The sequence below is a fragment of the Desulfovibrio sp. X2 genome (assembly GCF_000422205.1).
Classification (GTDB): Bacteria; Desulfobacterota; Desulfovibrionia; order Desulfovibrionales; family Desulfovibrionaceae; genus Alkalidesulfovibrio.
The window spans coordinates 21,545-41,646 of record NZ_ATHV01000009.1 but is presented as its reverse complement, the minus strand read 5'-3'; the positions used below and the strand labels follow the sequence as shown (position 1 = coordinate 41,646).

The window sequence follows — 20,102 nt, the reverse complement described above, 5'->3', positions numbered from 1 at the left end:
TATCCGTTCAGGCGCCCGGCGCTCCGGGAATCCGGCACAGGGGAAGCCGCACGGTCACCGTGGTGCCGGTCTCCTCGGAGGTCTGCATGGTGATGTCTCCGCCGTGGGCGCGGGCGGCGAGGCGGGCGGAGTAGGTGCCGAGCCCCGTGCCCTCCTTCTTGCCCGACGTGACGTACTTGGTGAAGAAGCGGTCGCGGACGTCCGGCGGAACGACTGCCGGGTTGTGGATCGCGATGACAGCCCCGTCCCCCTCGCAATGCACGTCGACACTGACCTCCGTGCCCTTGGGTCCGGCCTCCACGGCATTGCGCACCAGATTGGCGAGCATGGAGTAGCACAGCGTCTCGTCGCCGGACGCGGGCAGCTCCTGCGCGATTCCGTCCGTCTTTCCCGGCTCTTTCGACTCACAGGCCAGGCGAGTGGTCACGCCGCAGGCCTTGGCGAGCGAAGCGAGGTCCGCGAGCACGCGGCGCAGCAGCCCCAGCAGGTCGAAGGGCCTGGGCTCGAGCACGAACTCGCCGCGCTCCATGCGGTAGACGGCCAGGGAGAGGTTGATCATGCGCAGCATGGTCCGCCCCGCCTCCGATATCGCCCGCAGCATCTCGACCTGCTGCGGGGTCAGGTTGCTCTCCCGCGCCAGGAGATCGGGAATGCCGATGATGCCGACCAGCGGGCTCTTCAGGTCGTGCTGCACGATGCGCTCGACCTGTTCGCGCAGCTGCTCGAGCCTGCGGCGCTCGGTGACGTCCTGGGCCACGCCCAGGAACTTGCCTCCCACGTAGGAGGCCATGTACTTGACGTGACAGGCCAGGATGGCCTCCTTTCCGTCTCCGGTGCGCACGGTGACGTCGCCCCGCGCCAGACCTCCCGTGGTCCTGGCCTCCTCGAGCAGCGCCTCGAAGTTCTTCCGCTCCGGCTCGTCCATGCGCTCGAGCAGGGCCGCCCGGCTCGGCTCCACGGCCCCGGGGGCGTAGCCGAGCAGATGCTCGAACTCCGCCGACCACTGCATGGCCTCCCCGTCCTCCTCCCACTCCCAGCTGCCGAGCCGGGCCAGGGCCTGGGCCTGGCGCAGCCGTCCCTCGCTCTCCTGCAGGGAGTTCTTGAGCCTGCGCAGCTGTTCAAATCCCTCCTGCCGGTTCTCCATGATCCTGTGGCGCCACCGCGTCACGTACAGGGCCAGGAAGAAGACCGACGAGGCCAGGAGGTCGTTGATCACGTCCGCGGCCAGGGAGGCGCCGAGCAGGATGCCGGGCAGCTCGTTCACCGCGTTGCCGATGCAGGCCAGGATGCAGAAGGCGAGGCCCGGAAGGAAGCCGCAGGTCCAGGTGACCACGACGATGGGCAGGAGATAGAGCAGGGAGAGGCGCAGGAAGAAGCCGAGGTAATAGTCCAGCACCGTCAGCCCGGCCAGGAAGACGGCTGCCGCGAGGAGTATCAGCGGCCGCGGAATGCGCGTGGACGATTGCGTATGCCAGCTCCGTTCGGTTCGGCAGACCATGGGGGTACGGAGGAAACTGTACAGCCTCCTAATAGGGCAATCCCCATACCCAAGGCAAGCCCGATAGATGAGATAGATGAGATAGAGGAAATGGATGAGGGCGCGCCGGAGAGGCAGGGGACGGCGCGGGCATGAGCGGCCCCAGGAGGGTCGGAAGGGCCGTTGGGACTAGGACTCGTAGAAGCGGACGAGGCGCTTGGCCACCAGGGCCTCGTTCCAGCGCTCGACCATGAACTCGCGCGAGGCGCGGCCGATGGCCGCGCGGCGTTCGGGCTCGTGCGCCAGGCTGCGCAGGGTGGCGGTCAGGGTGGACGGGGTGCAGACCACCCAGGGCAGGTCGTCCGTGCCCGTGAAGCGGGCGATGTGCTCGCGGCTCCAGGCGTCGATGCCGGCGATGGTCGGCACGCCCTGGGAGAGCGCCTCGAGCGAGGAGACGCCGTAGTAGCCCTGCAGGTGGTCGAAGACCACGTGGCAGCGGCGCTTGCGGCGCAGGCACTCGCGGTTGGGCGCGTCGTCGATGAGGTCCAGGCGCACGGGCTCGCCCGCGGCCGAGAGCTCGGCCATGCCGGCGAGCAGGTCGTCCGTGTTCTTGAGCTCTTTCTTCGTGGGCGAGTGGCCGACGAGCATGGGCTCGTCCCGGGGCGCCTCGGGCTTGCCGGGCATGGGGGAGAGCAGCGGGTCGGCCGTGGGCACGAGGTTCGGCAGCCAGGTGGCCTCGGGGCACAGGCGCCGAAGGTCCGGGGTGGAGACGAGGATCTTCGTGCGGCCGCGCTCGCGGTACTTGGCGCGGTACTTCTCGGGATTGCCGCGGAAGTCCGGGTGGCCGTGGTGGTGGTGGACGACGAGCTTCCCGGCCATGAAGTCGCGCGGCAGGAAGGGGCCCAGGGCCAGGTCCTCGTCCGCGGTCATGTGGAAGTGGAAGACGTCGCTCTCGCGCAGCAGCGCCTCGACCTCGCAGAGGTCGCCGGGCGCCAGGGCCGGGAGGTGCAGGTCCTGCTCCCAGCCGTGGTTGTAGCGCGTCTCGAGCGTCACCAGGCGGCAGACGTGCGGCGTGAAGCGGTTGACTGCGTTGCAAAAGGCGATGGCCGTGCCCGCAGGATCGTTCACGGCCATCATCAGGATGCGCATGGCGCCCGTCCCCGTGGTCTAGGCGGTCTTCAGGGCCTTTTCCACGCAGTGCAGGTGGCCGACCATGTCCCAGTCCAGGAGGCGGTCCTCCTTGATCTCGCGCACGGCCTTCTGGCCGATGACCGCGTCCCACTCGAGCGGCGAGATGCCGGTGCCCGGGCTCTTCACGGTCAGGTCCTCGGCGGTGATGATCTTGCCCGCCGGGATGAGGCGCGCGGCCACGATGCTCTTGCGCAGCTTCTTGGCCGAGGACTCCTCCTTGGGGAAGACCTTCTTCTCGGTCTCGCGCATGGCGCGCTCCACGTCGCGGATCATGCCCACCAGGCTCTTCAGCTGCGAGGGCTCGAGCGAGGCCTTGTGGTCCGTGCCGGGCAGCATCTTGTTCAGGGTGAAGTGGCGCTCCACCAGGCAGGCGCCCTGGGCCGCGGCGGCCAGCGACGGGGCCAGCCCCTCCTCGTGGCCGGAGTAGCCCACGGGCAGGCCGAAGCGGCGCTTCAGCTCGTGCATCACGGGCAGGGCGATCTCGTCCTCGGGGCAGGGGTAGGAGCTGTTGCAGTGCAGCAGGATGATGTCGTCGTGGAAGGCGCGCAGCTCGGCCACGGCGGTCTCGATCTCGTCCCAGTTGCTCATGCCCGTGGAGGCGATGACCGGCACGCCGGAGCGGCCGATCTCGCGCAGCAGGGGCAGGCAGGTCAGGTCGGCCGAGGCGACCTTGATGAGCTCGACGCCCAGGCCGAACATCTGGCGAAGGGAGACCATGTCCCAGGCCGAGGCGAAGAAGACGAGGCCGAGGCGCTCGGAGAGGTCCTTGATCTGGGCCATCTCCTCGATGTCGAGCTCGAGCGCGTCGCGGTGCGCGCCGTAGGTCGGGCCGAAGCTGTTGGGACCGGTATAGGGGGCGGCCATGCCTTCTTGCGTGAGCAGGGAGGGGGTGTGGCGCTTTTGGAACTTGACAGCGTCCGCGCCGCATTCGGCCGCGGCGTAGACCATTTCCTTGGCGATCTCGAGCTTGCCCTGGTGGTTGTTGCCGACCTCGGCGACGACGAAGCAGGGGCGGCCGTGTCCGATGATGGCGCCGGAAGAGAGGGCGACTTCGCTGACGATGCGGTTCTTCATGGCTACAACCTGACTATTTGAAGGTTCTTCGTGACGGCCAGGGCCGTGAGCTGCTCGTATATTTCGTCCTGCCGGCCGAAGGAGGTGATGATCACGGCCTGGCACGGAATCTTCTCCAGGAGCTGGGGCGGAACCACGACGTGTCCGCGGAACGACTGGCCGTGCTTGGCCGGGTCGTTGTCCGCGATGGCGACCACGCGGAAGGGGGTGCCCTCCAGGGCGGCGAGGACGACCTCGCAGGTCTCCGAGGCGCCGAACAGGGCCAGGGAGAGGAGCCCCTCCTCGCGCAGCGGCTCTATCTTGGCCCGCACGCTTTCCTTGAGCGCGGAGTAGATCTGCACGATCTCGGCGCAGAACTGTCCGAGCAGATTGCGGCGCGTCTGTTCGCCGTCCGGCGTCAGGCCGTAGGCGTAGGCCTTGCCGTTGACCGGGGTCAGGGTCAGCACGCCCGCATCCTGCAGTTCCCTGACGTACTTGTTGACCATGGCCCCGCTGAGTCCGGCCTTGTGGCCGAGCTCGCTCTGGCTGACGCGGCTGCAGGCATGCACACCCTCGAGGATGGAGAGGGCCCGGGACTCTTTTCCCGGCTTGAAGAAGCGTTTCCGGATGGCGATCACTGCGTTGCCTGCTGCATCATTCATTGAGTGAAAAGTGCTTCGGAGACCCGTTCAATAGCGTCAATCCAGTTTCCAGGGCAAGCCTGGCCTGCCAGTCGCTCGCTGCCGCGCACCGCTTCGCGAGGTCGTCCGCAACCTCGCCTGCACACGGCGATTTCTGCATTGCGAGATTCTTTTGCAGGGTCCGTGCCAAATATTCAAAGACCTGTCCGCGCTCCTCGGGGTCCTCCTGGCCGGAGGCCGGGCAGGAGGAAACCGCTAACTCGGTAAATGATCTATCGGACGTTTCGGACAATCTCTTTAGATGGCCCGCGGCGTGGCGCCCGGCGCGGGCTCCGAAGACCTGGGTGGCCGTGACCATGGCCCCGCCGATGCGGTTGGCGCCGTGCATGCCCGAGGCGCACTCGCCGCAGGCATAGAGGCCGGGAACGGTCGTGCGGCCGTGCGCGTCCACGATCGCGCCGCCGTTGCCCGCGTGGGCCGCGGGGGCCACGCGCACGGCCGAGCCGTTTCGCGTCAGCGCTTCGACGCTGCCGTCCCCGTCCGCCTGGGCCAGGACGAAGGCGTCCAGCGCGGCGTCCGGCAGGCCGTGGCCGAAGGGGCAGTGGGCACCGCGGGCCAGGGCGAGCTCGCCGAGCCCTGCGGGCAGGTCCACCACCCCGCCGTGCGGCGCGCGCAGGCGCAGGCCGTTTCGCGCCGCTCCCGCCAGGTCCCAGAAGATGCGCGTGGGCAGCTCGGCCCACATGTACTGCAGGAAATTCGCGTTGATCAGCCGTGCGCCCGCGCGGGCGAGGAGGGCGTAGGACCAGCCCGGGGTGCGCGGCCCGGCCTGGCTGCGCTCGAACAGCGGCGCGGGCCCGCCGAGCGCCATGACCGTGGCCTGGGCGGCGACGGGATGCATGCGCCCCGCCTGGTCCGCGAGCAGCGCGCCGCGCACGCGGCCGCCGTCTCCGGGGTCGGTGACCAGACCTCGCGCGAGCAGGCCGTCCAGGAAGCGCACCCCCAGCGCCTCGGCCTTGCGCCGGAAGACGTGGTAGGCCGTGCCCAGGGAGGTGAAGACCACGGCGCGGCGCGAGGAGGGGCTGAAGCAGCCCGAGTGGCGCACGGGTTCGCCCGACGCGTCGAGCACGAAGGACAGGCCGAGGGCGCGCAGGTCCTGGTAGCGGGGAAGGGAGTCCTCGGCCAGGGCGCGCACCAGTTCCGGCTCCACCCGGCCCGGGCGGCCCATGGCCAGGGCCTCGGCCGCGAAGTCGTCGCGGTCGTGCTGCGTGAAGCAGACCTGCATGCCGAGGCGGTCGTTTTGGTTGGCGAAGGAGGAGCCGGAAGGCGCGGGGGAGGCCGAGGCCACGACGACGCGGGCGGCGGGATCCTCCTCGGCCGCGGCCCAGGCGGCGCGAAGCCCCGCCAGCCCCGCACCGAGCACGAGGACGTCAACATTTTGGCAAAAATCGATGCCGTCGGTCTTGTCCATGCACGCCTCCCTGCGTTCGCTGGCCTCTCGGGCGGCGTTCCTGCCGGCCCGGGCAGGGGCGTAGCAAGGGGGGTGCCAAGGAAGAGGCTAGACGCCGCCGCTGGCCGAGGGCTCGGTGCGGAAGGCCATGAGCGGGGTCATGCCGCGCTCGCCCGTCAGGTCGAAGCGGACGGCGCCGAAGGCGCCGATGCAGGGCGGATAGGCCGGGCGGTTGACGAGCGTCCAGGGCAGGCTCTCGCGCCAGGTGGCCGGAGGGCCGGGAAGGACCGAGCGCGAGGCGTGCGGACGGCGGCCCGCGGCCTCGGTCAGCAGCCGTGTGATCTCGCGCCAGGTGAACCAGCGGACCCGTCGCAGCTCGCCCGTGCGGCAGGAGGGCCAGGGCATGCCGTGGAGCAGATAGTAGAGGGAGAGCTTGTTCAGGAAGGCGACCACGACGCCCTTGCAGGCCACGCGCACGGCCTCGCGCAGGGCCTGGGCCGGGTCGTCGCAGAACTCCAGGCTCGTGATGAGGGCCACGAAGTCGTATTCCTTGTCGTCGTAGGGCAGGTGCTCGGCATGCCCCAGGCGCAGCTCGGCCCGCCTGCCCAGGAGTCTGCGCGACGCGGCCAGCATGGCCGGGGAGGGATCCAGGCCGTCCACGTCGAAGCCCATGTCCCAGAAGTTCTCGAGGAAGAGGCCGGGGCCGCATCCGACCTCGAGCAGGCGCTGGCCCCGGCGCGGCCAGGGCGAGAGCATGGAGGCCAGGAGCGCCTTCTCGCGCTCGAAGGCCACCCTGCCCTGGGGCGTCCTGAACCAGGATTCGTAGCGGCGCACCGCCGTCTCGTCGTACACCATGAGCGATCCGTGGGACGTGCGGCACGCCCCGTCTTCCGCGCGGTTCAGCGGCCTTTCCCGTCCGCCTGCACGGCCTCACGCGCGGGGGGAAATGCCATAATTCGTCATTCTACTCCGCTTGCCCCGCGATGACCACCCCCCAGAGGCTGTACGAAAGGCTGCGCGTCAGGCCGTTCGCCAGGCTGGAGCCCGGGCCGCGGGCCGCGGCCTCAGCCGCCGATGAGCCTGTTCACGCGGGCCATGAGCCGCGGGCTCACGCGGCGGCTGGAGCCGAAGTCCACGGCCAGCTCGAGCCCCGGGACGAAGCACTTGGCCACCGGGATTTCGAGGTCCGCGCGCGTCAGGTCCGCGTAGACCGGAGAATGGCCGTGGGCCGCGAGCGCCGCCTCGAGGAGCGAGAGGTCCGCCTGCGGGTCTCCCGTGGCGAAGTCGGGCAGCTCGTCCAGGCGGCGCACGGGCAGCCCCTCGGGCCAGGGCCTGGTGGCCGGGCCGTCCGGGAAGGGGTGCATGGTCTCGAGCATGGCCGAGAGCGCGGCCTTGCGGCCGGAGAGCGCGCAGGCAGTGCCCTTGACCGTCTCGCCCTCCGCCGTGACCACGAAGGCCTTGTAGCAGGGCACGCCGAACTCGGTGGTGATGTCCTGGAAGACGACGTGCACGCCCGCGGCCTCGTGCCGGGCCAGAAGCTCGGCCACGGCCGGATCGCCCGGGTCGTCCGGGGCGAGGCGGAAGCAGGCGGCGGGATCGTGCAGTCCCAGCGCCTCGGCGTCGCGCTCGAGCACCTCGCACAGGGCCGCGGCCTTGGCCTGGGCCAGGCTCGTGCCCGAGGCCAGGCCAGTGGAGTCGAGGCCGGCGAAGAGCTTCGGCTCGTCGAGGTTGCAGAAGAGGAAGACGAGCTGCGGCGGGACGAGGACCGGGCGGCCGTCGCTTCCGTGGCCCTCCATCCAGTAGAGCATCTGGCCCGCGTAGGGCGCGTCCAGGGGGAGGGCCGCCGGGTCCAGGATGTCGAAGCCCTCGGCGCGCAGCTCCCCGGCCCCTCCGATCTGCAACGGATACTCCCGCGTGCGGCCGAGCACGCCTTCGGCTCCGAAGCTCGCGAAGCTGCTCACGCGCTCGGCGATCTCCATGTACAGCGAGGCGCGCGCCACATCGAGGGAGAGCCCCTTGCCGTAGCTGATCTGCGTGCCGGAGAGCGCGTAGTCCAGGGAGCCGCAGCGCACCCGGACCTCCATGCTCCAGCGCCGCATGAGGGCGATGGGCGAGAGCGAGGCCGTGTGGCGCTGCTCCACGTCCGCGAAGACACCGAGCCGCCCCAGGCGCTTCAGGGCGTCGGCGAAGACCTCGCCCGGGGCGGGCAGGGCCGCGGGCGCGGGTGCCGCGCCGCCGAAGCGCTCCGCGAAGATCTCGGCCACGCCGGGCGCCGTGCTCTTCGCGGCGGGCTCCACGGGCGCGGGCAGCCCCCGGGCGATGGTCGCGGGCAGGGGCTCGCCCCGCATGATGTTGTCCGCCACGAGGCGCATCCACGGATGGTGCGCGTCCCGGTCGGGCCGAAGCGAGGCGGCGATGACCGGCAGGGGGGAGAGCCCGGCCAGGGCCGCGAGGTCCAGCCCGGCGAACATTCCCTGGAACTGGGCGTATTCCGGGTGCATGAGGCAGGCCTCGTAGAGCAGGGCCTGCAGCGGCGGCGGGTCCTCGCGCACGGCCCGCCCGCACAGGGCGTAGAACTCCTCCGCGCCCATCTTGGCGAGCATCTTCAGGAGATAGCGCCGCATGAACTCGTCGTTCTCGTGCTGCTTGAGGTAGCCGATGGCCTGGCCCGGGGAGGCGATGCCCGAGGGAAGGGCCTCGAAGTAGCCGACGCCCGCGGCGGTGGATTCGCGTTTCAGGGAATAGCGCATGGATTTCGTGCGTTGCCGGATGCGGGCGAGGGGTCTCCTCGCGCCGTCCGGGGCTCGCCCTCCTTGTGGATCGGTGTCGCGGCGGCGTGTCCGCCGGATTTCGGCCTACCCTGGTTCTGAATTCCCTTCAAGGGCCGCGGCCCGCGCCCGCCCGCGTCCCGCCGGCCGGATCCACGGCGGCAGGTAGCGTCGAACAATGCGGAAACACAGAAGAAGCCCTTGACGAGAAGGACGGTTATGCCGCACTCTGCAGAGGCATTCCGATCAGGCGTTCAGGTTCTTGTTCGAGGAGTGCGCAGCCAGGCCGCCTTTCCCCCGGGAGGCCGGAGGCGAAGCCAGGGGTACGGCCGGACGGCCGCGGCCCCGGAGGACGGCCGCATGAGCACCGGGTCCCCCAACGCCCCCCATTCCCCGTCGGAAATTCTCGCCCAGGCGGGCTACGAGATCCCCGGCGACATGTCCGCGCCCGTGTTCAAGGGCATGTGCGTCGCCCGGCCCGTGCCGGAGTCCGGCCCCGAACCAGGTGCCGACCCGGGCGGCCAGGACGACCTGCCGCCCCTGCCCGTCGCCCCCCAGTTCTTCCGCATCGACCCCGAGTCCGGGGAGGTCTTCTCCAAGGGCTTCGGCATGGTCGAGTTCCGCGAGGGCATCCTCTCCATCCGCCCGCAGCTCAAGGTCTGCGAGGAAAAGACCCTGCTCCGGGCCACGGTCAGGCACAAGGACTTCTCGGGCCACGAGGTGACCGTGGAGCGGCTGGCCGCCGTGGTGACCGGCATGGGCGTGACCGCTCCCGTGGACCGCGCGGCCCTGATGTCGGCCCTGGCCCGGGCGCGCGGGGAGAACGCCCCGGTGCGCGACGTGGTCCTGGCCAAGGGCCGCAGGCCCCAGCGGGGCAGCGACGGCCGCTTCGACCTTTATCTCGACGAGGACGGCGCGGTCGCGCCCGACGCGGACGACGCCGGGAGCGTCGACCACCGGGCGCGCAGCGTCTTTTGCAAGGTGCGCGAGGGCCAGCTCCTGGGCAGGCTCGTGCCGCCGGTGCCGGGCACTCCGGGCGTGGACGTCTTCGGCCGCGAGCTGCCCGTGGGCGAGGTGCACGCGGTCAGCGTGACGCCGGGCGAGGGCGTGCGCGTGGCCGCCAGAGGAGCGGGCGGAGCGGAAAAGGGAGGCGGCGGCCAGGACTTCTTCGCCACGCGCGGCGGCGTGCTCTCGTGGAAGGGCGAGACCCTCTCCGTGCTCGACGTCATCGACGTCGCGGGCGACGTGGACTTCTCCACCGGCGACGTGCGCCTGGAAAAGGGCTGCATCAACGTCGCGGGCTCGATCATGGACGGCTTCACCATCGAGATCCCCGGCGACGTGAACATCAAGGGGGCGGTGCAGGCCGACGCGGTGGTCCGCACCGGCGCGGGCGTGCGCGTGGGCAGCGGCATCTTCGGCGGAGAGAAGGGCGTGGTCGAGGCCGCGGGCTCGGTGAGCGCGCAGTTCATGGAGAACGCCCGTATCCGCGCGGGCGAGGATGTGGTGGCCGTGCAGGACATCATCAACTGCGACATCACGGCGGGCGGCAGGGTGATCTGCGTGCAGGGCAAGGGCGTGATCCAGGGCGGGATCATCCGCGCCATGCGCGGCGTGGAGGCCCGGGAGACGGGCTCGGAATACGGCGCGCGCACCGTCTTCCGCATGGGGCCGCAGGAGCCGAGCACCGCGCGCAAGGACCTGCTGGCCACGCGCACCAAGCTGAAGGACGTCCTCGCCAGGATCGAGGCGGGGCTCGGCACGGACGACCCCACGGCCATCCTGCAGCGCACGCCGCTGGACAAGCGCCGCCAGGTGGCCCGGTTGCTGCGCATCAGGATCGCGGGCCAGGCCAGGCTGCGCGAGATCGAGTGCCTCCTGGAGGAGGAGCGGCTGTGCCTGCTCGAATGCGCCCGCTCGCGGCTCAAGGTGCTGGGCACGGCGCACCCCGGGACCACCGTGGTCGTGCTCGGCAGCACCTTCGAGGTCCACGAGACGCTGCGCTCCCCGACCATCTCCTTCGATCCGGAGTCGGGCGCCTTCGAGGTCGTCTGAGCGGCGGGCCTTTCGACCGCCTCCTCACCCTGTCCGCCCGGCCCGCGCCCGCCCGGCCCTGCAATGCTTGGCTCGGCCCCTCATGTGCGGTAAGGGGAGGGGGTCATGAAAAAACAGGTCTTCGCATTCACCTATTCGGTCTGGTGGAACCTCCTCCTGCTGGTCTTCGGCGCAACCCTGTGGGCCTGGGCCTTCAAGGCCATCGTCATCCCGCACAAGCTGTTCACCGGCGGCGTGGCGGGCCTCTCCCTGCTGCTCAGCTACTGGGTCGGCGGGCTGCCCGCGGGCACCTGGTACTTCCTGATCAACGTGCCCATCTTCCTCATGGCCTGGCTCCTGGTCAGCCGCCGCTTCTTCCTCTACAGCCTCTTCGGCATGGTCTGCCTCTCCGCCCTGGTGGACCTCGTGCCCTGGACCTTTCCGGTGCACAGCCCGGGGCTCGCGGTGCTCGCGGCGGGCTCGATCATGGGCGCGGGCGGCGGCATCGCCCTGCGCTCGCTGGGCTCGCTCGGCGGCACGGACGTCTTCGCCATCATCCTGGCCAAGCGCTACGACTTCAGGCCCGGCCAGGTCGGCTTCGCCTTCAACCTCCTGGTCTTCGGCCTCGGCCTCGCCCTCTACGACGTGGACCAGGTGCTCTATTCCCTGGCCATGGTCTTCCTCTCGGCCTGGGTCATGGAATACTTCCTGGGCATGTTCAACAAGCGGCGCATGGTCCTCATCATCTCGGACAAGCCCGAGGAGATCGCCCAGAAGATCCTGCACGAGATGCGCCGCGGCTGCACCTTCCTGCACGGGCGCGGCGCCTACACCGGCAAGGACCGCGAGGTGATCATGACCGTGGTCAACGGCATCCAGGTCAAGCGCCTGGAGGAGCTGGTCTTCACCACGGACCCCCAGGCCTTCACGATCATCGACAGCACGCTGAACGTGCTGGGCGAGGGCTTTTCCGCCCGCAAGAAGTACTAGGAGGGACGCGTGGCCCGGCTCATCGTCCTGCTCACGGATTTCGGGCTGGCCGACCCCTACGTGGGACAGCTCAAGGGGGCGCTCCTGCGCGAGGCGCCCGAGGCCGTGCTCGTGGACCTCTCCCACGAGGTGAAGCCCTTCAACATCGTGCAGGGCAGCTTCTTCCTGGCCGCGAGCTGGCGCCATTTCGCGCCCGGCACGGTCTTCCTCGGCGTGGTCGATCCCGGCGTGGGCACGCGGCGGCGCAGCATGGCCGCTCAGATCGGGGAGCGCTGGTTCGTGGGGCCGGACAACGGCCTGGCCGCCCTGGTCCTGGCCGAGGCGGGCGGAGCGGCGAGGGCCTACGAGCTGGCCTCGCCCCCGGCCAGCGTCTCGGCCACCTTCCATGGACGCGACGTCTTCGCCCCTGCCGCGGCGAGGATCGCGCGCGGCGACGACCCGGCCTCGCTCGGCGCGAGCCTGGAGCCGAAGAGCCTCCTGCGCGGCGAGTGGACCGCGCCCAAGGCCGTGAAAAACGGCGTGGTGGCGCACGTGCTGCACGTGGACCGCTTCGGCAACTGCGTGCTCAACCTGCCCGCGGCCGAGTGGGGCAGTCGGCTCGCCGCGCTCGCCTCCCTGGCCATGACCCAGCCGCGCACCGTCCCCCTGACCTCCTGCGAGACTTACGGCCGTCTGCCCGAGGGCGGGGTCGGGCTCATCGCGGGCAGCCAGGGCTACCTGGAGCTGGCCGTGAACCGCGGCTCGGCCGCCGCGCGTCTCGGGCTGTCCATCGGGGGCATGGTCCGCCTCGCAGGGGAAGACGCCTGATGCTCGCCCTCAAGGCGGCCCTCTTCTGGGTCCTGATGCTCACCCTGGCCGTGAGCAACGGCATGGTGCGCCAGGTGCTGACCGCGCGCTTTTTGGGCGCGGACGCGGCGCGCCAGGTCCACAGCGTGCTTCTGGCCGTGCTCCTCTTCTTCCTCGCGCGCGCCTTCGTGCGCCGCAGCGGCCCCTCCGACCTCGGCGGGCGGCTGGCCCTCGGGCTCTGCTGGGCCGTGGCCACCGTGGCCACGGAGATCGTGCTCGGCCGCATGCTCGGCATGCCCTGGGACCAGCTCATGGCCGACTGGAACATCCTCTCCGGCAGGCTCTGGCCCCTGGTGCCCCTGGCCCTGGTCCTCGGCCCCCTGTTCGGCGGCGCCGGGCTCGCGCCCGCCCGCCCGGCGCGCGGCCGCCGGTCCGGTGCGAAATCGGGCGCCAAATCCGGCTCCGCGCGCGGCAGGGGCGGCAAGGGGGGCGGCGGCAAGGGAGGCGGAAGACGCTCGGGCGCGAAGGCCCGGGGAGGGGAGGAGTAGCATGGGACTCGCACGCGACCTGCGCGTGGCCCTGGCCTTCCTGAGCCGCCTCGCGCCCGCCCGGGCGGAGACGGCCGAGGCCCTGGCCGCAAGCCTCAAGGTCTATCCCCTGGCCGGTCTGGTGGTGGGCGCGGCGGCGCTGCTGCCCGCCCGGCTCGGCCTCTTCGCCCTGCACCCGGCGCTTCTGGCCGTGTGCACCGTGGCCCTCTCCATCTGGGTCACGCGGGGGCTGCACTGGGACGGCCTCTCGGACGTGGCCGACGCCTGGGGCTCGGGCGCGCGGGGCGAACGTTTCTGGGAGATAATGAAGGACAGCCGCTGCGGGGCCTTCGCGGTCATGGGCTGCGTGCTGGCCATGCTCGCGCAGGCCGCGGCCCTGGCCGGGCTGCTGGGCGCGCGTGCCCTGGGGCCCGCGCTCTTCGGCTTCGTGCTCGGCCGCTTCCTGGCCGTGGGGCTGGCTCACGTGGGCCGCGGGCTCAAGCGTCCCGGGCTCGGGGGGCTGGTGCTCTCGGGCGCGGGGACGGGGCCGCTGCTCTTCGCCGCGGGCCAGACCCTGGTGCTCGGGCTCTGGCTGTGCCCGCCCGCCGTGCTCGGCGCGGCCTTCGGCCTGGCGGCGCTCGGCGCGGCCATGCTGCGCCGCCTGGCCGGACGGCAGGGCGGCCTGAACGGCGACTTCCTCGGCAGCGCGGTGATCTGGGGCGAGCTCTCGGCCTGGCTCGCCTGGTGCCTGCTCAACTGAATTCTTTCCCCGGGGAGACGGGAGCTCGGCTCAGCCCTGGGCGTCTATGCGCTCGCGGATGGCGAGCATGGTGCGCTGCGCCAGCGGCCAGACCTGCTCGGCCATGAGCCGCGCCCTGGGCCCGCCCGCGCGAAGCTCCTTCTCCAGCTCCAGGCAGTGCCGACGCAGCCCCGCGCCGCCGATGACCCCGGCGGATCCGGCCAAGGAGTGGGCGAGCTCGGCGGCGTCGGACAGGGCGCCCTGGTCCGAGGCCTCCATGAGCCGCGCCAGCCGTCGCGCCGCGTCGTCCTCGAAGTGGCGCAGCAGGTCGAGGAAGCTCTCCGTCCCGAGTTCGAGGTGGTCGGTCAGCATGCGCTCGTTGAGCAGCCCGTCCGGGCTTTCCGCGACCGGCGCCGGGGACGTGCCCGACACCGCTCCCGTCTGCCCCCTCTTCTGCGCCACGACCTCGTCCATGATCCGCAAGAGGCGCTGGGCGCGCAGCGGCTTGGTCAGGCAGATGTCCACGCCCGCGGCCAGGAAGCAGTCGCGGTCCTCGCTGGTGGCGTATGCCGTGAGCCCGATGATGGGCACGTCGGCGCGCTCGGGCGGACAGCCCTTGGCCGCGCGGATGGCCCGCGTGGCCGAGATGCCGTCCATGACGGGCATCTGCATGTCCATGATCACCAGGTCCACGGGGTGTTCGGAGAGGATCTGCAGCGCTTGGCTGCCGTTCTCGGCCTCGCGCACGCTGTGCCCCTGGCGTTCCAGGAGCTGGGTGGTGAAGCGCCGGTTGATCCAGTCGTCCTCCACCAGGAGCACGCGAAGCGGCGCGGTGGACTCGGCCCGGGCGCCGGGCGCGGACATGTCGCGGGGCTCTTCGCGGGGGGCCAGCTCCACCTCCACGGTGAAGCAGAAGATGGAGCCCTGTCCGGGCTCGCTCTGCAGCCAGATGGAGCCGCCCATGATCTCGGCCAGCCGCTTGCAGATGGCCAGGCCGAGGCCCGTGCCGCCGTGGCGCTTGCGCAGGCCGCTCTCGGCCTGGCGGAAGCTCTCGAAGATGATCTCCTGCTTGTCCTCGGGCACGCCGATGCCGGTGTCGGACACGGCGAAGAGCAGGGTCACGCGCGCGTCGCGGCGCTCCTGCACCCGGGCGATGATCTCCACCGAGCCCTCGGGCGTGAACTTCATGGCGTTGGACAGGAGGTTCAGCAGGATCTGGCGGATCTTCAGTTCGTCGCCCAGGATGCGCTCGGGCAGGCGGGGATCGAGGCTCAGCTTGAGGGCCACGCCCTTTTCCGTGGCCAGCATACGCTGCTCCGCGGCCAGCCCGCGCAGCAGGGCGGGGAGCTTGAAGGGATAGCGCTCCACCTCCACGCTGCCCGCCTCTATCTTGGAATATTCGAGGATGTCCGTGATCACCCCGAGCAGGGAGGCGGCCGAGTTCTTGAGCAGGACGGCGCGCTCGCGCTGCTCCTCCGGGAGCTCGCCGAGCAGCATGAGGTCGGCCAGGCCCAGCACGGCGTTCAGCGGGTTCCTGATCTCGTGGCTCATGTTGGCCAGAAAGTCGCTCTTGGCCCGGCTCGCGGCCTCGGCGTCCTCCTTGGCCTGGACCAGGGCCTGTTCCATCTCCTTGCGCTCGCTCACGTCGCGGCCCACGGCGATGATGCCCGAGACGCGGCCCGCCTCGTCGAGCACGGCCGTGGCCGTCCAGGAGAGCCAGCGCAGGCCGTGGCGCGTCATGGCGCGGTGCTCGCGGAGCGCGCTGTGCGGGGGAGCTCCCAGGGCCTCCACGGCCTTCTGCGCGGCCGGGCGGTCCTCGGCGTGGATCAGGGCGAAGAAGTTTTCGGAGAGCAGCTCCTGCTCCCCCTTGCCGAACATGCGGCAGAACGAGGGGCTGACGTAGAGGAAGCGGCCCACGGGATCGAGCTTGACCACGAGGTCGGTCTGGTTCTCCACGAGCAGGCGGTATTTCTCCTCCTCGCGGCGCAGCGCGGCCTCGGCCAGCTTCCTGCCCTGCACGTCGGTGTGCGTGCCCACGATCCTGGCCGTGCCCTCCTCGGGGTTGCGCTCCACGACCCGGCCCCGCGACAGGATCCAGACCCAGATGCCGTCCTTGCGGCGCATGCGGAACTCGGCCATGAAGCGCTCGCTGCGGCCGAGCAGGTGGGCGCCGAGCGCGGCCCCCACGCGGGGCAGGTCGTCGGGATGGATGAGGTGCAGGTGGGCCGTGGGGGCGTTGAATTCCTCGGGCAGGTAGCCCAGGTTGCGCGGGATGTTCTCGCTGTGGAAGGCCCTGAGCACCTCGAAGCCGTCCTCCCGGATGGAGAAGAGCATGTCCCAGACGCCGTCCGAGGTGGCCTCGAGCGCCATGCGCAGCCGCGCCTCGGAGCGCTTGAGGGCGTTTTCCGCGGCCTTGCGCATGGAGATGTTGCGGGCCACGATCAGCACGCCCGTCAGGCTGTCCTCGCCGTCGCGCAGGGGGCTCGTCACGCACTCGAACCAGATCTCGCGTCCGTCCTTGCGGCGCAGGAGCATCTCGTCGCGCTGCGCCCCGCGCAACGGCATGCCCGAGGCCTCGAGCGCCATGCGCCTGTCGAAGGCGCTGCGGGTCACCACCTGGGCCTGCGGGGTCATGAAGTCCTCCAGGCGCATGGCGCACATCTCCTCGGTCGTGAAGCCGAGGGACTTCTGCACCGCCTGGTTGCAGTAGGTGATGCGCATCTCGGGATCGAAGATGATCAGGACGTCCTCGCTGTTCTCGGCCAGGAGCCTGAAATGCGTCGCTTCCTCGCGGGGAGCGGACGGCCCGTCCCGATGGAGGGGGACGGGGGGAGGGAGGTGCGGCCGAGCGAGCGCCGCCTCGAGCCTGTCGAGGGCCGCGAGCGCCGCCGGGGTCGGGGCGCCGAGGGACCGTCTGAGCAGGGCCAGGGCATCGGCCGCATGGTCGGCGTTCAGGGCGGGCGTCTTGTGCGGGGACATGGTGTTGGAGAAAACATATACCCGGACCGCCATGGGAATCAATGCGGACGAAGCGTCCGGGGCGGCACGCTTGTTGCTATTTCACGGGCCAGACGAGAGTCGGAGACGATGAGCAAACCCTTCCGCTTCAAGCTCGAAAAGGTGCTGGAATTCAGGCGCCAGGCCGAGGACCAGGCCAAGATGGCCCTGGCCAAGGCCAAGGAACGCCTGGACGCCGAGCGGCGGGCGCTCGACTCCCTGCTGCGCGAGCGCGAGGAGAAGGAGAAGGCCTTTGCGGCCGTGAAGTCCCTCTCCGCCGCGGACCTCTGGCTCTGGCGCCGCTTCCGCGAGCGTCTGAAGCTTGACATGGAGCGCGTGCAGGGCCGAATCAGGAATTTCGAGAGCGAAGTGGAGCGGGCCCGGGCCGAGCTGGTCACCCGGGCCAAGGAACGCAAGCTCCTGGACAAACTCAAGGAACAGCAGGCGGTGCGACATGCCAAGGAAGCCCAGGCCCTCGAGCAGAAAAGCTACGACGAGGTCAGCACGATCCTCTTCGGGCACCAGAATATCTAGGCTCCTCAAGGGCCTTCTCGCCCTGGCCGTGATCAAGCTCGTGGTCATCGGGGCCATGCTCACGGGGGTCAACCTCTTTCCCCTGCCCATTCCGGAGCTCGGCGCGGGCGTGGCCGGCGTGAAGGAGGCCCAGGCCGCCTCCCCGGCCCAGGCCCAGACGCCCCCGGCCGCGCAGCAGGCGGCCCCGGCCCAGCCCGCGGCGCAGCCCCAGGCCGCCCCGGCCCAGGGCGCCAAGGCGGCCGACAAGGCCCAGACGCCCCCGGACTGGGACGTGCTCATGAAGAAGCAGGAGGAGCTGAACCGCCGCGAGCAGTCCCTGCGCATCATGGAGCAGGACGTCAACGCCAAGCTCGAGAAGCTTTCCCAGATCGAGAGCCGGATCAAGAGCATGCTGGAGGAGGCCAAGGCGGTGAAGGACGAGAAGTTCCACCACCTCGTGGACGTCTACTCCAACATGAAGGCCCAGAACGCGGCCCAGGCCCTGGGCAAGCTCGACGAGAAGACCGCCGTCAAGATACTGGCGGGCATGCGCGGCCGCCAGGCGGGCGAGATACTGAACTACGTGCCGCCCGACCAGGCCGCCAAGCTCTCCGAGGCCCTGACCAAGATGCAGATGCCCTTCAGCAACTGAGCCGCCCGGCGGGGCCGGGGGTTTTCCCCCGGCCCCGTTTCGTTTATGGCTTCGCCCATGCCGCGTCTCAAACTGACCCTGGCCTACGTGGGCACCGCATTCATGGGCTGGCAGAGCCAGCCCGGCGGGCATACCGTGCAGGACGCGCTCGAGGCCGCGCTCTCCCGCGTGTGCGACGAGCGGATACGCTGCAAGGGCGCGGGCCGCACCGACGCCGGGGTGCACGCCCTGGGGCAGACCGCCCACGCCGACGTGCCCGGGAGCAGGCTCCACGTGGACTGGCGCCTGGCCCTCAACTCCCAGCTGCCCCGGACCGTGAACGTGCTCGACGCGCGCGTGGTGCCCGACTCCTTCGACGCCCAGTTCTGCGCCCTGGGCAAGAGCTACACCTACGCGCTCTGGCCCGAGCGCTCCTTCTGCCTGCCGCAGCGCCTGCCCTTCGTCTGGAAGTGCGGGCCGCTCGACGTCGCCCGGCTGCGCGAGGCGGCCGCCCTGCTCGAAGGCCGCCACGACTTCGCGAGCTTCATGAACCGGGGCACGCCCGTGGCCTGCACCGTGCGCCGCCTCTCGCGCATCGAGGTCAGCGAGTGCCCGCCGCTCCTGCCCGGGCTTCCCGGCGAGATCGTCCTGCGCTTCACGGCGGACGGCTTCCTCAAGCAGATGGTGCGCAACCTCACCGGCTGCCTCGTGCTCGCGGCCAAGGGCAGGCTCTCCCTCGCGGACGTCCGGGGGATACTCGAGGCGCGCGACCGCACCTGCGCGCCCGAGACGGCCCCGCCCACGGGGCTGACGCTCGAGCGGGTGGACTACGGCGAGGACGGCCTGGGCCGCGACAGGCGCAAGGACAGGCATGCGGCCGAGCATGCCGCCGAAGATACGACCGAAGATGCGGACGGCGGGGAGGACGGGGCGCGGAAATGCTGAGGCGCGGGAACGCCCCTCGCCGCATCCGCCGCAACATCGTCACCGCATCGGCACAGTATCGTCCGCACCATTGCCCGCGCGCGCTTTACACTGCCCGGTCCATTCACTATGCAGTGGCTGACCGCAGGAGGCGAAGCATATATGGAAATCATCAAGGACCCGTCCAGGCTGCAGGAGATCTGCTGGCAGTGGCGGGCCGAAGGCATCCGCGTCGGCCTCGTGCCGACCATGGGCTATCTCCACAAGGGGCACGCGAGCCTCATGGACGAGGCCCGCGCAAAAAGCGACAGGCTGGTCGTCTCCCTGTTCGTCAACCCTTCGCAGTTCGGGCCGGGCGAGGACCTGGAAGCCTATCCGCGCGACCTCGAGCGCGACGCGGCCCTGGCCGAGGAGCATGGCGCGGACGTCCTCTTCTGCCCGGAGCCGGCAAGCATGTATCCCGGGAGCTCGGACGTCTGGGTGGAGGTGCCCGAGGTGGCCGCCGGCCTTTGCGGCGTGACAAGGCCCGTGCATTTCCGCGGCGTGGCCACGGTGGTCACGAAGCTGCTCATGCTGGCCATGCCCGCGCTCGCCGTGTTCGGCGAGAAGGACCGCCAGCAGCTGGCCGTGATCCGGGCCCTGGTCCGGGCCCTCTTCATTCCGGTCGAGATCGCGGGACATGCGATCGTGCGCGAGGCCGACGGCCTTGCCATGAGTTCGAGAAATGTCTATCTGACTCCGGTTGAACGGGCGCAGGCACCCCGAATCTTCGAGGGGCTGCGTCTGGCCCGGGACCTGGTGCATGCCGGAGAACGCGACGCGGCGACGATCGCCGGGCGCGTGCGCGCGCACTACGCCGAGCACATCCCCCTCGGCCGCGCGGACTACGTGGAGATCGTCCACCCCGAGACCATGACCCCGCTCGCCCGCATCGGCGAGGAGGGGGCCGTGCTCGCCGTGGCCGTCTATCTCGGCAAGGCCAGGCTCATCGACAATATTCTGCTCAATGGTTGAACACGAGACATGAAACGCTGTTTTCTCCGCTCCAAGCTTCATCGCGCGACCCTCACCGGCTGTGACATCGAGTACGAGGGAAGCATTTCCATCGACCCCGAGCTTCTGCGCGCCGCGGACATCTTGCCGAACGAGCAGGTGGACGTGTACGACGTGAACAACGGGGCCCGTCTGACCACCTACGCCATCCCGGGCGAGCCCGGGCAGATCTGCCTCAACGGCGCGGCGGCCAGGCTCGCCGCCCCCGGGGACAAGATCATCATCTGCAGCTTCGTCTGGCTTGACGAGGGCGAGATCGCGGGCCACAAGCCCCGCGTCGTGCTCCTGGGCCAGGACAACGCCGTCGTCGGGACGAAATGACCGTGGCGCC

The 20,102-nt window shown here is 70.5% G+C and carries 18 protein-coding genes; 10 read left to right on the top strand and 8 right to left on the bottom strand.

All coding sequences use genetic code 11. From position 1 onward, the window contains the following. Window positions 1-7: 7 nt before the first annotated feature. From DSX2_RS17430 to DSX2_RS03800, 7 genes are all read right to left on the bottom strand, one after another. On the bottom strand, window positions 8-1,498 hold the full coding sequence (locus DSX2_RS17430) for a PAS domain-containing sensor histidine kinase (protein ID WP_020879725.1): 1,491 nt from the start codon (window positions 1,496-1,498) through the stop codon (window positions 8-10). Between the two features lie 168 nt (window positions 1,499-1,666). Beyond that, window positions 1,667-2,626 carry a glycosyltransferase family 4 protein gene (locus tag DSX2_RS03825; RefSeq protein ID WP_020879724.1) on the bottom strand — a complete coding sequence of 320 codons (960 nt, stop codon included), beginning with the start codon at window positions 2,624-2,626 and terminating at the stop codon, window positions 1,667-1,669. Between the two features lie 18 nt (window positions 2,627-2,644). Next, window positions 2,645-3,742: an N-acetylneuraminate synthase family protein gene (locus DSX2_RS03820; RefSeq protein WP_020879723.1), complete on the bottom strand. Its 1,098-nt coding sequence runs from the start codon at window positions 3,740-3,742 to the stop codon at window positions 2,645-2,647. 2 nt (window positions 3,743-3,744) lie between these two features. Next, on the bottom strand, window positions 3,745-4,359 hold the full coding sequence (locus tag DSX2_RS03815; protein WP_020879722.1) for a winged helix-turn-helix transcriptional regulator: 615 nt from the start codon (window positions 4,357-4,359) through the stop codon (window positions 3,745-3,747). A 16-nt stretch (window positions 4,360-4,375) separates the two neighbouring features. Then, window positions 4,376-5,830 (bottom strand): FAD-binding protein, encoded by a 1,455-nt coding sequence (locus DSX2_RS03810; protein ID WP_020879721.1) that lies wholly within the window; start codon window positions 5,828-5,830, stop codon window positions 4,376-4,378. An 87-nt stretch (window positions 5,831-5,917) separates the two neighbouring features. Continuing rightward, complete coding sequence (locus DSX2_RS03805) at window positions 5,918-6,664, bottom strand: class I SAM-dependent methyltransferase (RefSeq protein ID WP_020879720.1); 747 nt, start codon at window positions 6,662-6,664, stop codon at window positions 5,918-5,920. A gap of 209 nt (window positions 6,665-6,873) precedes the next feature. Continuing rightward, window positions 6,874-8,559, bottom strand: a complete 1,686-nt coding sequence (locus DSX2_RS03800) for a YcaO-like family protein (RefSeq protein WP_020879719.1) — start codon at window positions 8,557-8,559, stop codon at window positions 6,874-6,876. Window positions 8,560-8,937: 378 nt separating this feature from the next. Here DSX2_RS03800 and DSX2_RS03795 point away from each other — a divergent pair, with 378 nt between their 5' ends. The 5 genes from DSX2_RS03795 to DSX2_RS03775 all read left to right on the top strand — a co-directional run bounded on the left by DSX2_RS03795 (window position 8,938) and on the right by DSX2_RS03775 (window position 13,674). Then, window positions 8,938-10,632, top strand: coding sequence for a DUF342 domain-containing protein (locus tag DSX2_RS03795; protein WP_020879718.1), 1,695 nt, complete (start codon window positions 8,938-8,940; stop codon window positions 10,630-10,632). A 105-nt stretch (window positions 10,633-10,737) separates the two neighbouring features. Beyond that, complete coding sequence (locus tag DSX2_RS03790; RefSeq protein WP_020879717.1) at window positions 10,738-11,601, top strand: YitT family protein; 864 nt, start codon at window positions 10,738-10,740, stop codon at window positions 11,599-11,601. Between the two features lie 9 nt (window positions 11,602-11,610). Further along, window positions 11,611-12,408, top strand: coding sequence for an S-adenosyl-l-methionine hydroxide adenosyltransferase family protein (locus tag DSX2_RS03785; protein ID WP_020879716.1), 798 nt, complete (start codon window positions 11,611-11,613; stop codon window positions 12,406-12,408). Then, window positions 12,408-12,935 carry a hypothetical protein gene (locus DSX2_RS03780; RefSeq protein WP_020879715.1) on the top strand — a complete coding sequence of 176 codons (528 nt, stop codon included), beginning with the start codon at window positions 12,408-12,410 and terminating at the stop codon, window positions 12,933-12,935. The genes DSX2_RS03785 and DSX2_RS03780 overlap by 1 nt, the downstream gene beginning before the upstream one ends. A 1-nt stretch (window position 12,936) precedes the next feature. Beyond that, on the top strand, window positions 12,937-13,674 hold the full coding sequence (locus tag DSX2_RS03775; RefSeq protein ID WP_020879714.1) for an adenosylcobinamide-GDP ribazoletransferase: 738 nt from the start codon (window positions 12,937-12,939) through the stop codon (window positions 13,672-13,674). A 30-nt stretch (window positions 13,675-13,704) separates the two neighbouring features. Here the strand turns inward: DSX2_RS03775 and DSX2_RS17425 are convergent, their stop codons facing one another. Continuing rightward, window positions 13,705-16,665, bottom strand: a complete 2,961-nt coding sequence (locus tag DSX2_RS17425) for a PAS domain S-box protein (protein WP_020879713.1) — start codon at window positions 16,663-16,665, stop codon at window positions 13,705-13,707. A 75-nt stretch (window positions 16,666-16,740) separates the two neighbouring features. Between DSX2_RS17425 and fliJ the strand changes: the two genes are divergently transcribed. The 5 genes from fliJ (at window position 16,741) to panD (ending at window position 20,092) form a co-directional block, all read left to right on the top strand. After that, window positions 16,741-17,184, top strand: coding sequence for a flagellar export protein FliJ (gene fliJ / locus DSX2_RS03765; RefSeq protein WP_020879712.1), 444 nt, complete (start codon window positions 16,741-16,743; stop codon window positions 17,182-17,184). A 28-nt stretch (window positions 17,185-17,212) separates the two neighbouring features. Beyond that, complete coding sequence (locus tag DSX2_RS18680) at window positions 17,213-17,815, top strand: MotE family protein (protein ID WP_020879711.1); 603 nt, start codon at window positions 17,213-17,215, stop codon at window positions 17,813-17,815. A 57-nt stretch (window positions 17,816-17,872) separates the two neighbouring features. After that, a complete protein-coding gene (truA, locus tag DSX2_RS03755; protein WP_020879710.1) occupies window positions 17,873-18,739 on the top strand; it encodes a tRNA pseudouridine(38-40) synthase TruA in 867 nt (288 codons plus the stop codon). 141 nt (window positions 18,740-18,880) lie between these two features. Next, a complete protein-coding gene (gene panC, locus DSX2_RS03750; RefSeq protein WP_020879709.1) occupies window positions 18,881-19,732 on the top strand; it encodes a pantoate--beta-alanine ligase in 852 nt (283 codons plus the stop codon). 9 nt (window positions 19,733-19,741) lie between these two features. Then, a complete protein-coding gene (gene panD / locus DSX2_RS03745) occupies window positions 19,742-20,092 on the top strand; it encodes an aspartate 1-decarboxylase (RefSeq protein ID WP_020879708.1) in 351 nt (116 codons plus the stop codon). Window positions 20,093-20,102 lie beyond the last annotated feature (10 nt).

Excerpts from the sequence above, each read along its gene's own strand:
- DSX2_RS03795 (WP_020879718.1), top strand. The coding sequence starts at position 8,938 with ATGAGCACCGGGTCCCCCAACGCCCCCCATTCCCCGTCGGAAATTCTC.
- DSX2_RS03790 (WP_020879717.1), top strand. The coding sequence starts at position 10,738 with ATGAAAAAACAGGTCTTCGCATTCACCTATTCGGTCTGGTGGAACCTC.
- DSX2_RS03800 (WP_020879719.1), bottom strand. The coding sequence starts at position 8,559 with ATGCGCTATTCCCTGAAACGCGAATCCACCGCCGCGGGCGTCGGCTAC.
- DSX2_RS03780 (WP_020879715.1), top strand. The coding sequence starts at position 12,408 with ATGCTCGCCCTCAAGGCGGCCCTCTTCTGGGTCCTGATGCTCACCCTG.
- DSX2_RS03775 (WP_020879714.1), top strand. The coding sequence starts at position 12,937 with ATGGGACTCGCACGCGACCTGCGCGTGGCCCTGGCCTTCCTGAGCCGC.
- DSX2_RS03825 (WP_020879724.1), bottom strand. The coding sequence starts at position 2,626 with ATGCGCATCCTGATGATGGCCGTGAACGATCCTGCGGGCACGGCCATC.
- DSX2_RS17430 (WP_020879725.1), bottom strand. The coding sequence starts at position 1,498 with ATGGTCTGCCGAACCGAACGGAGCTGGCATACGCAATCGTCCACGCGC.
- DSX2_RS17425 (WP_020879713.1), bottom strand. The coding sequence starts at position 16,665 with ATGGCGGTCCGGGTATATGTTTTCTCCAACACCATGTCCCCGCACAAG.
- fliJ (WP_020879712.1), top strand. The coding sequence starts at position 16,741 with ATGAGCAAACCCTTCCGCTTCAAGCTCGAAAAGGTGCTGGAATTCAGG.
- truA (WP_020879710.1), top strand. The coding sequence starts at position 17,873 with ATGCCGCGTCTCAAACTGACCCTGGCCTACGTGGGCACCGCATTCATG.
- DSX2_RS03805 (WP_020879720.1), bottom strand. The coding sequence starts at position 6,664 with ATGGTGTACGACGAGACGGCGGTGCGCCGCTACGAATCCTGGTTCAGG.
- DSX2_RS03810 (WP_020879721.1), bottom strand. The coding sequence starts at position 5,830 with ATGGACAAGACCGACGGCATCGATTTTTGCCAAAATGTTGACGTCCTC.
- DSX2_RS03820 (WP_020879723.1), bottom strand. The coding sequence starts at position 3,742 with ATGAAGAACCGCATCGTCAGCGAAGTCGCCCTCTCTTCCGGCGCCATC.
- panC (WP_020879709.1), top strand. The coding sequence starts at position 18,881 with ATGGAAATCATCAAGGACCCGTCCAGGCTGCAGGAGATCTGCTGGCAG.
- panD (WP_020879708.1), top strand. The coding sequence starts at position 19,742 with ATGAAACGCTGTTTTCTCCGCTCCAAGCTTCATCGCGCGACCCTCACC.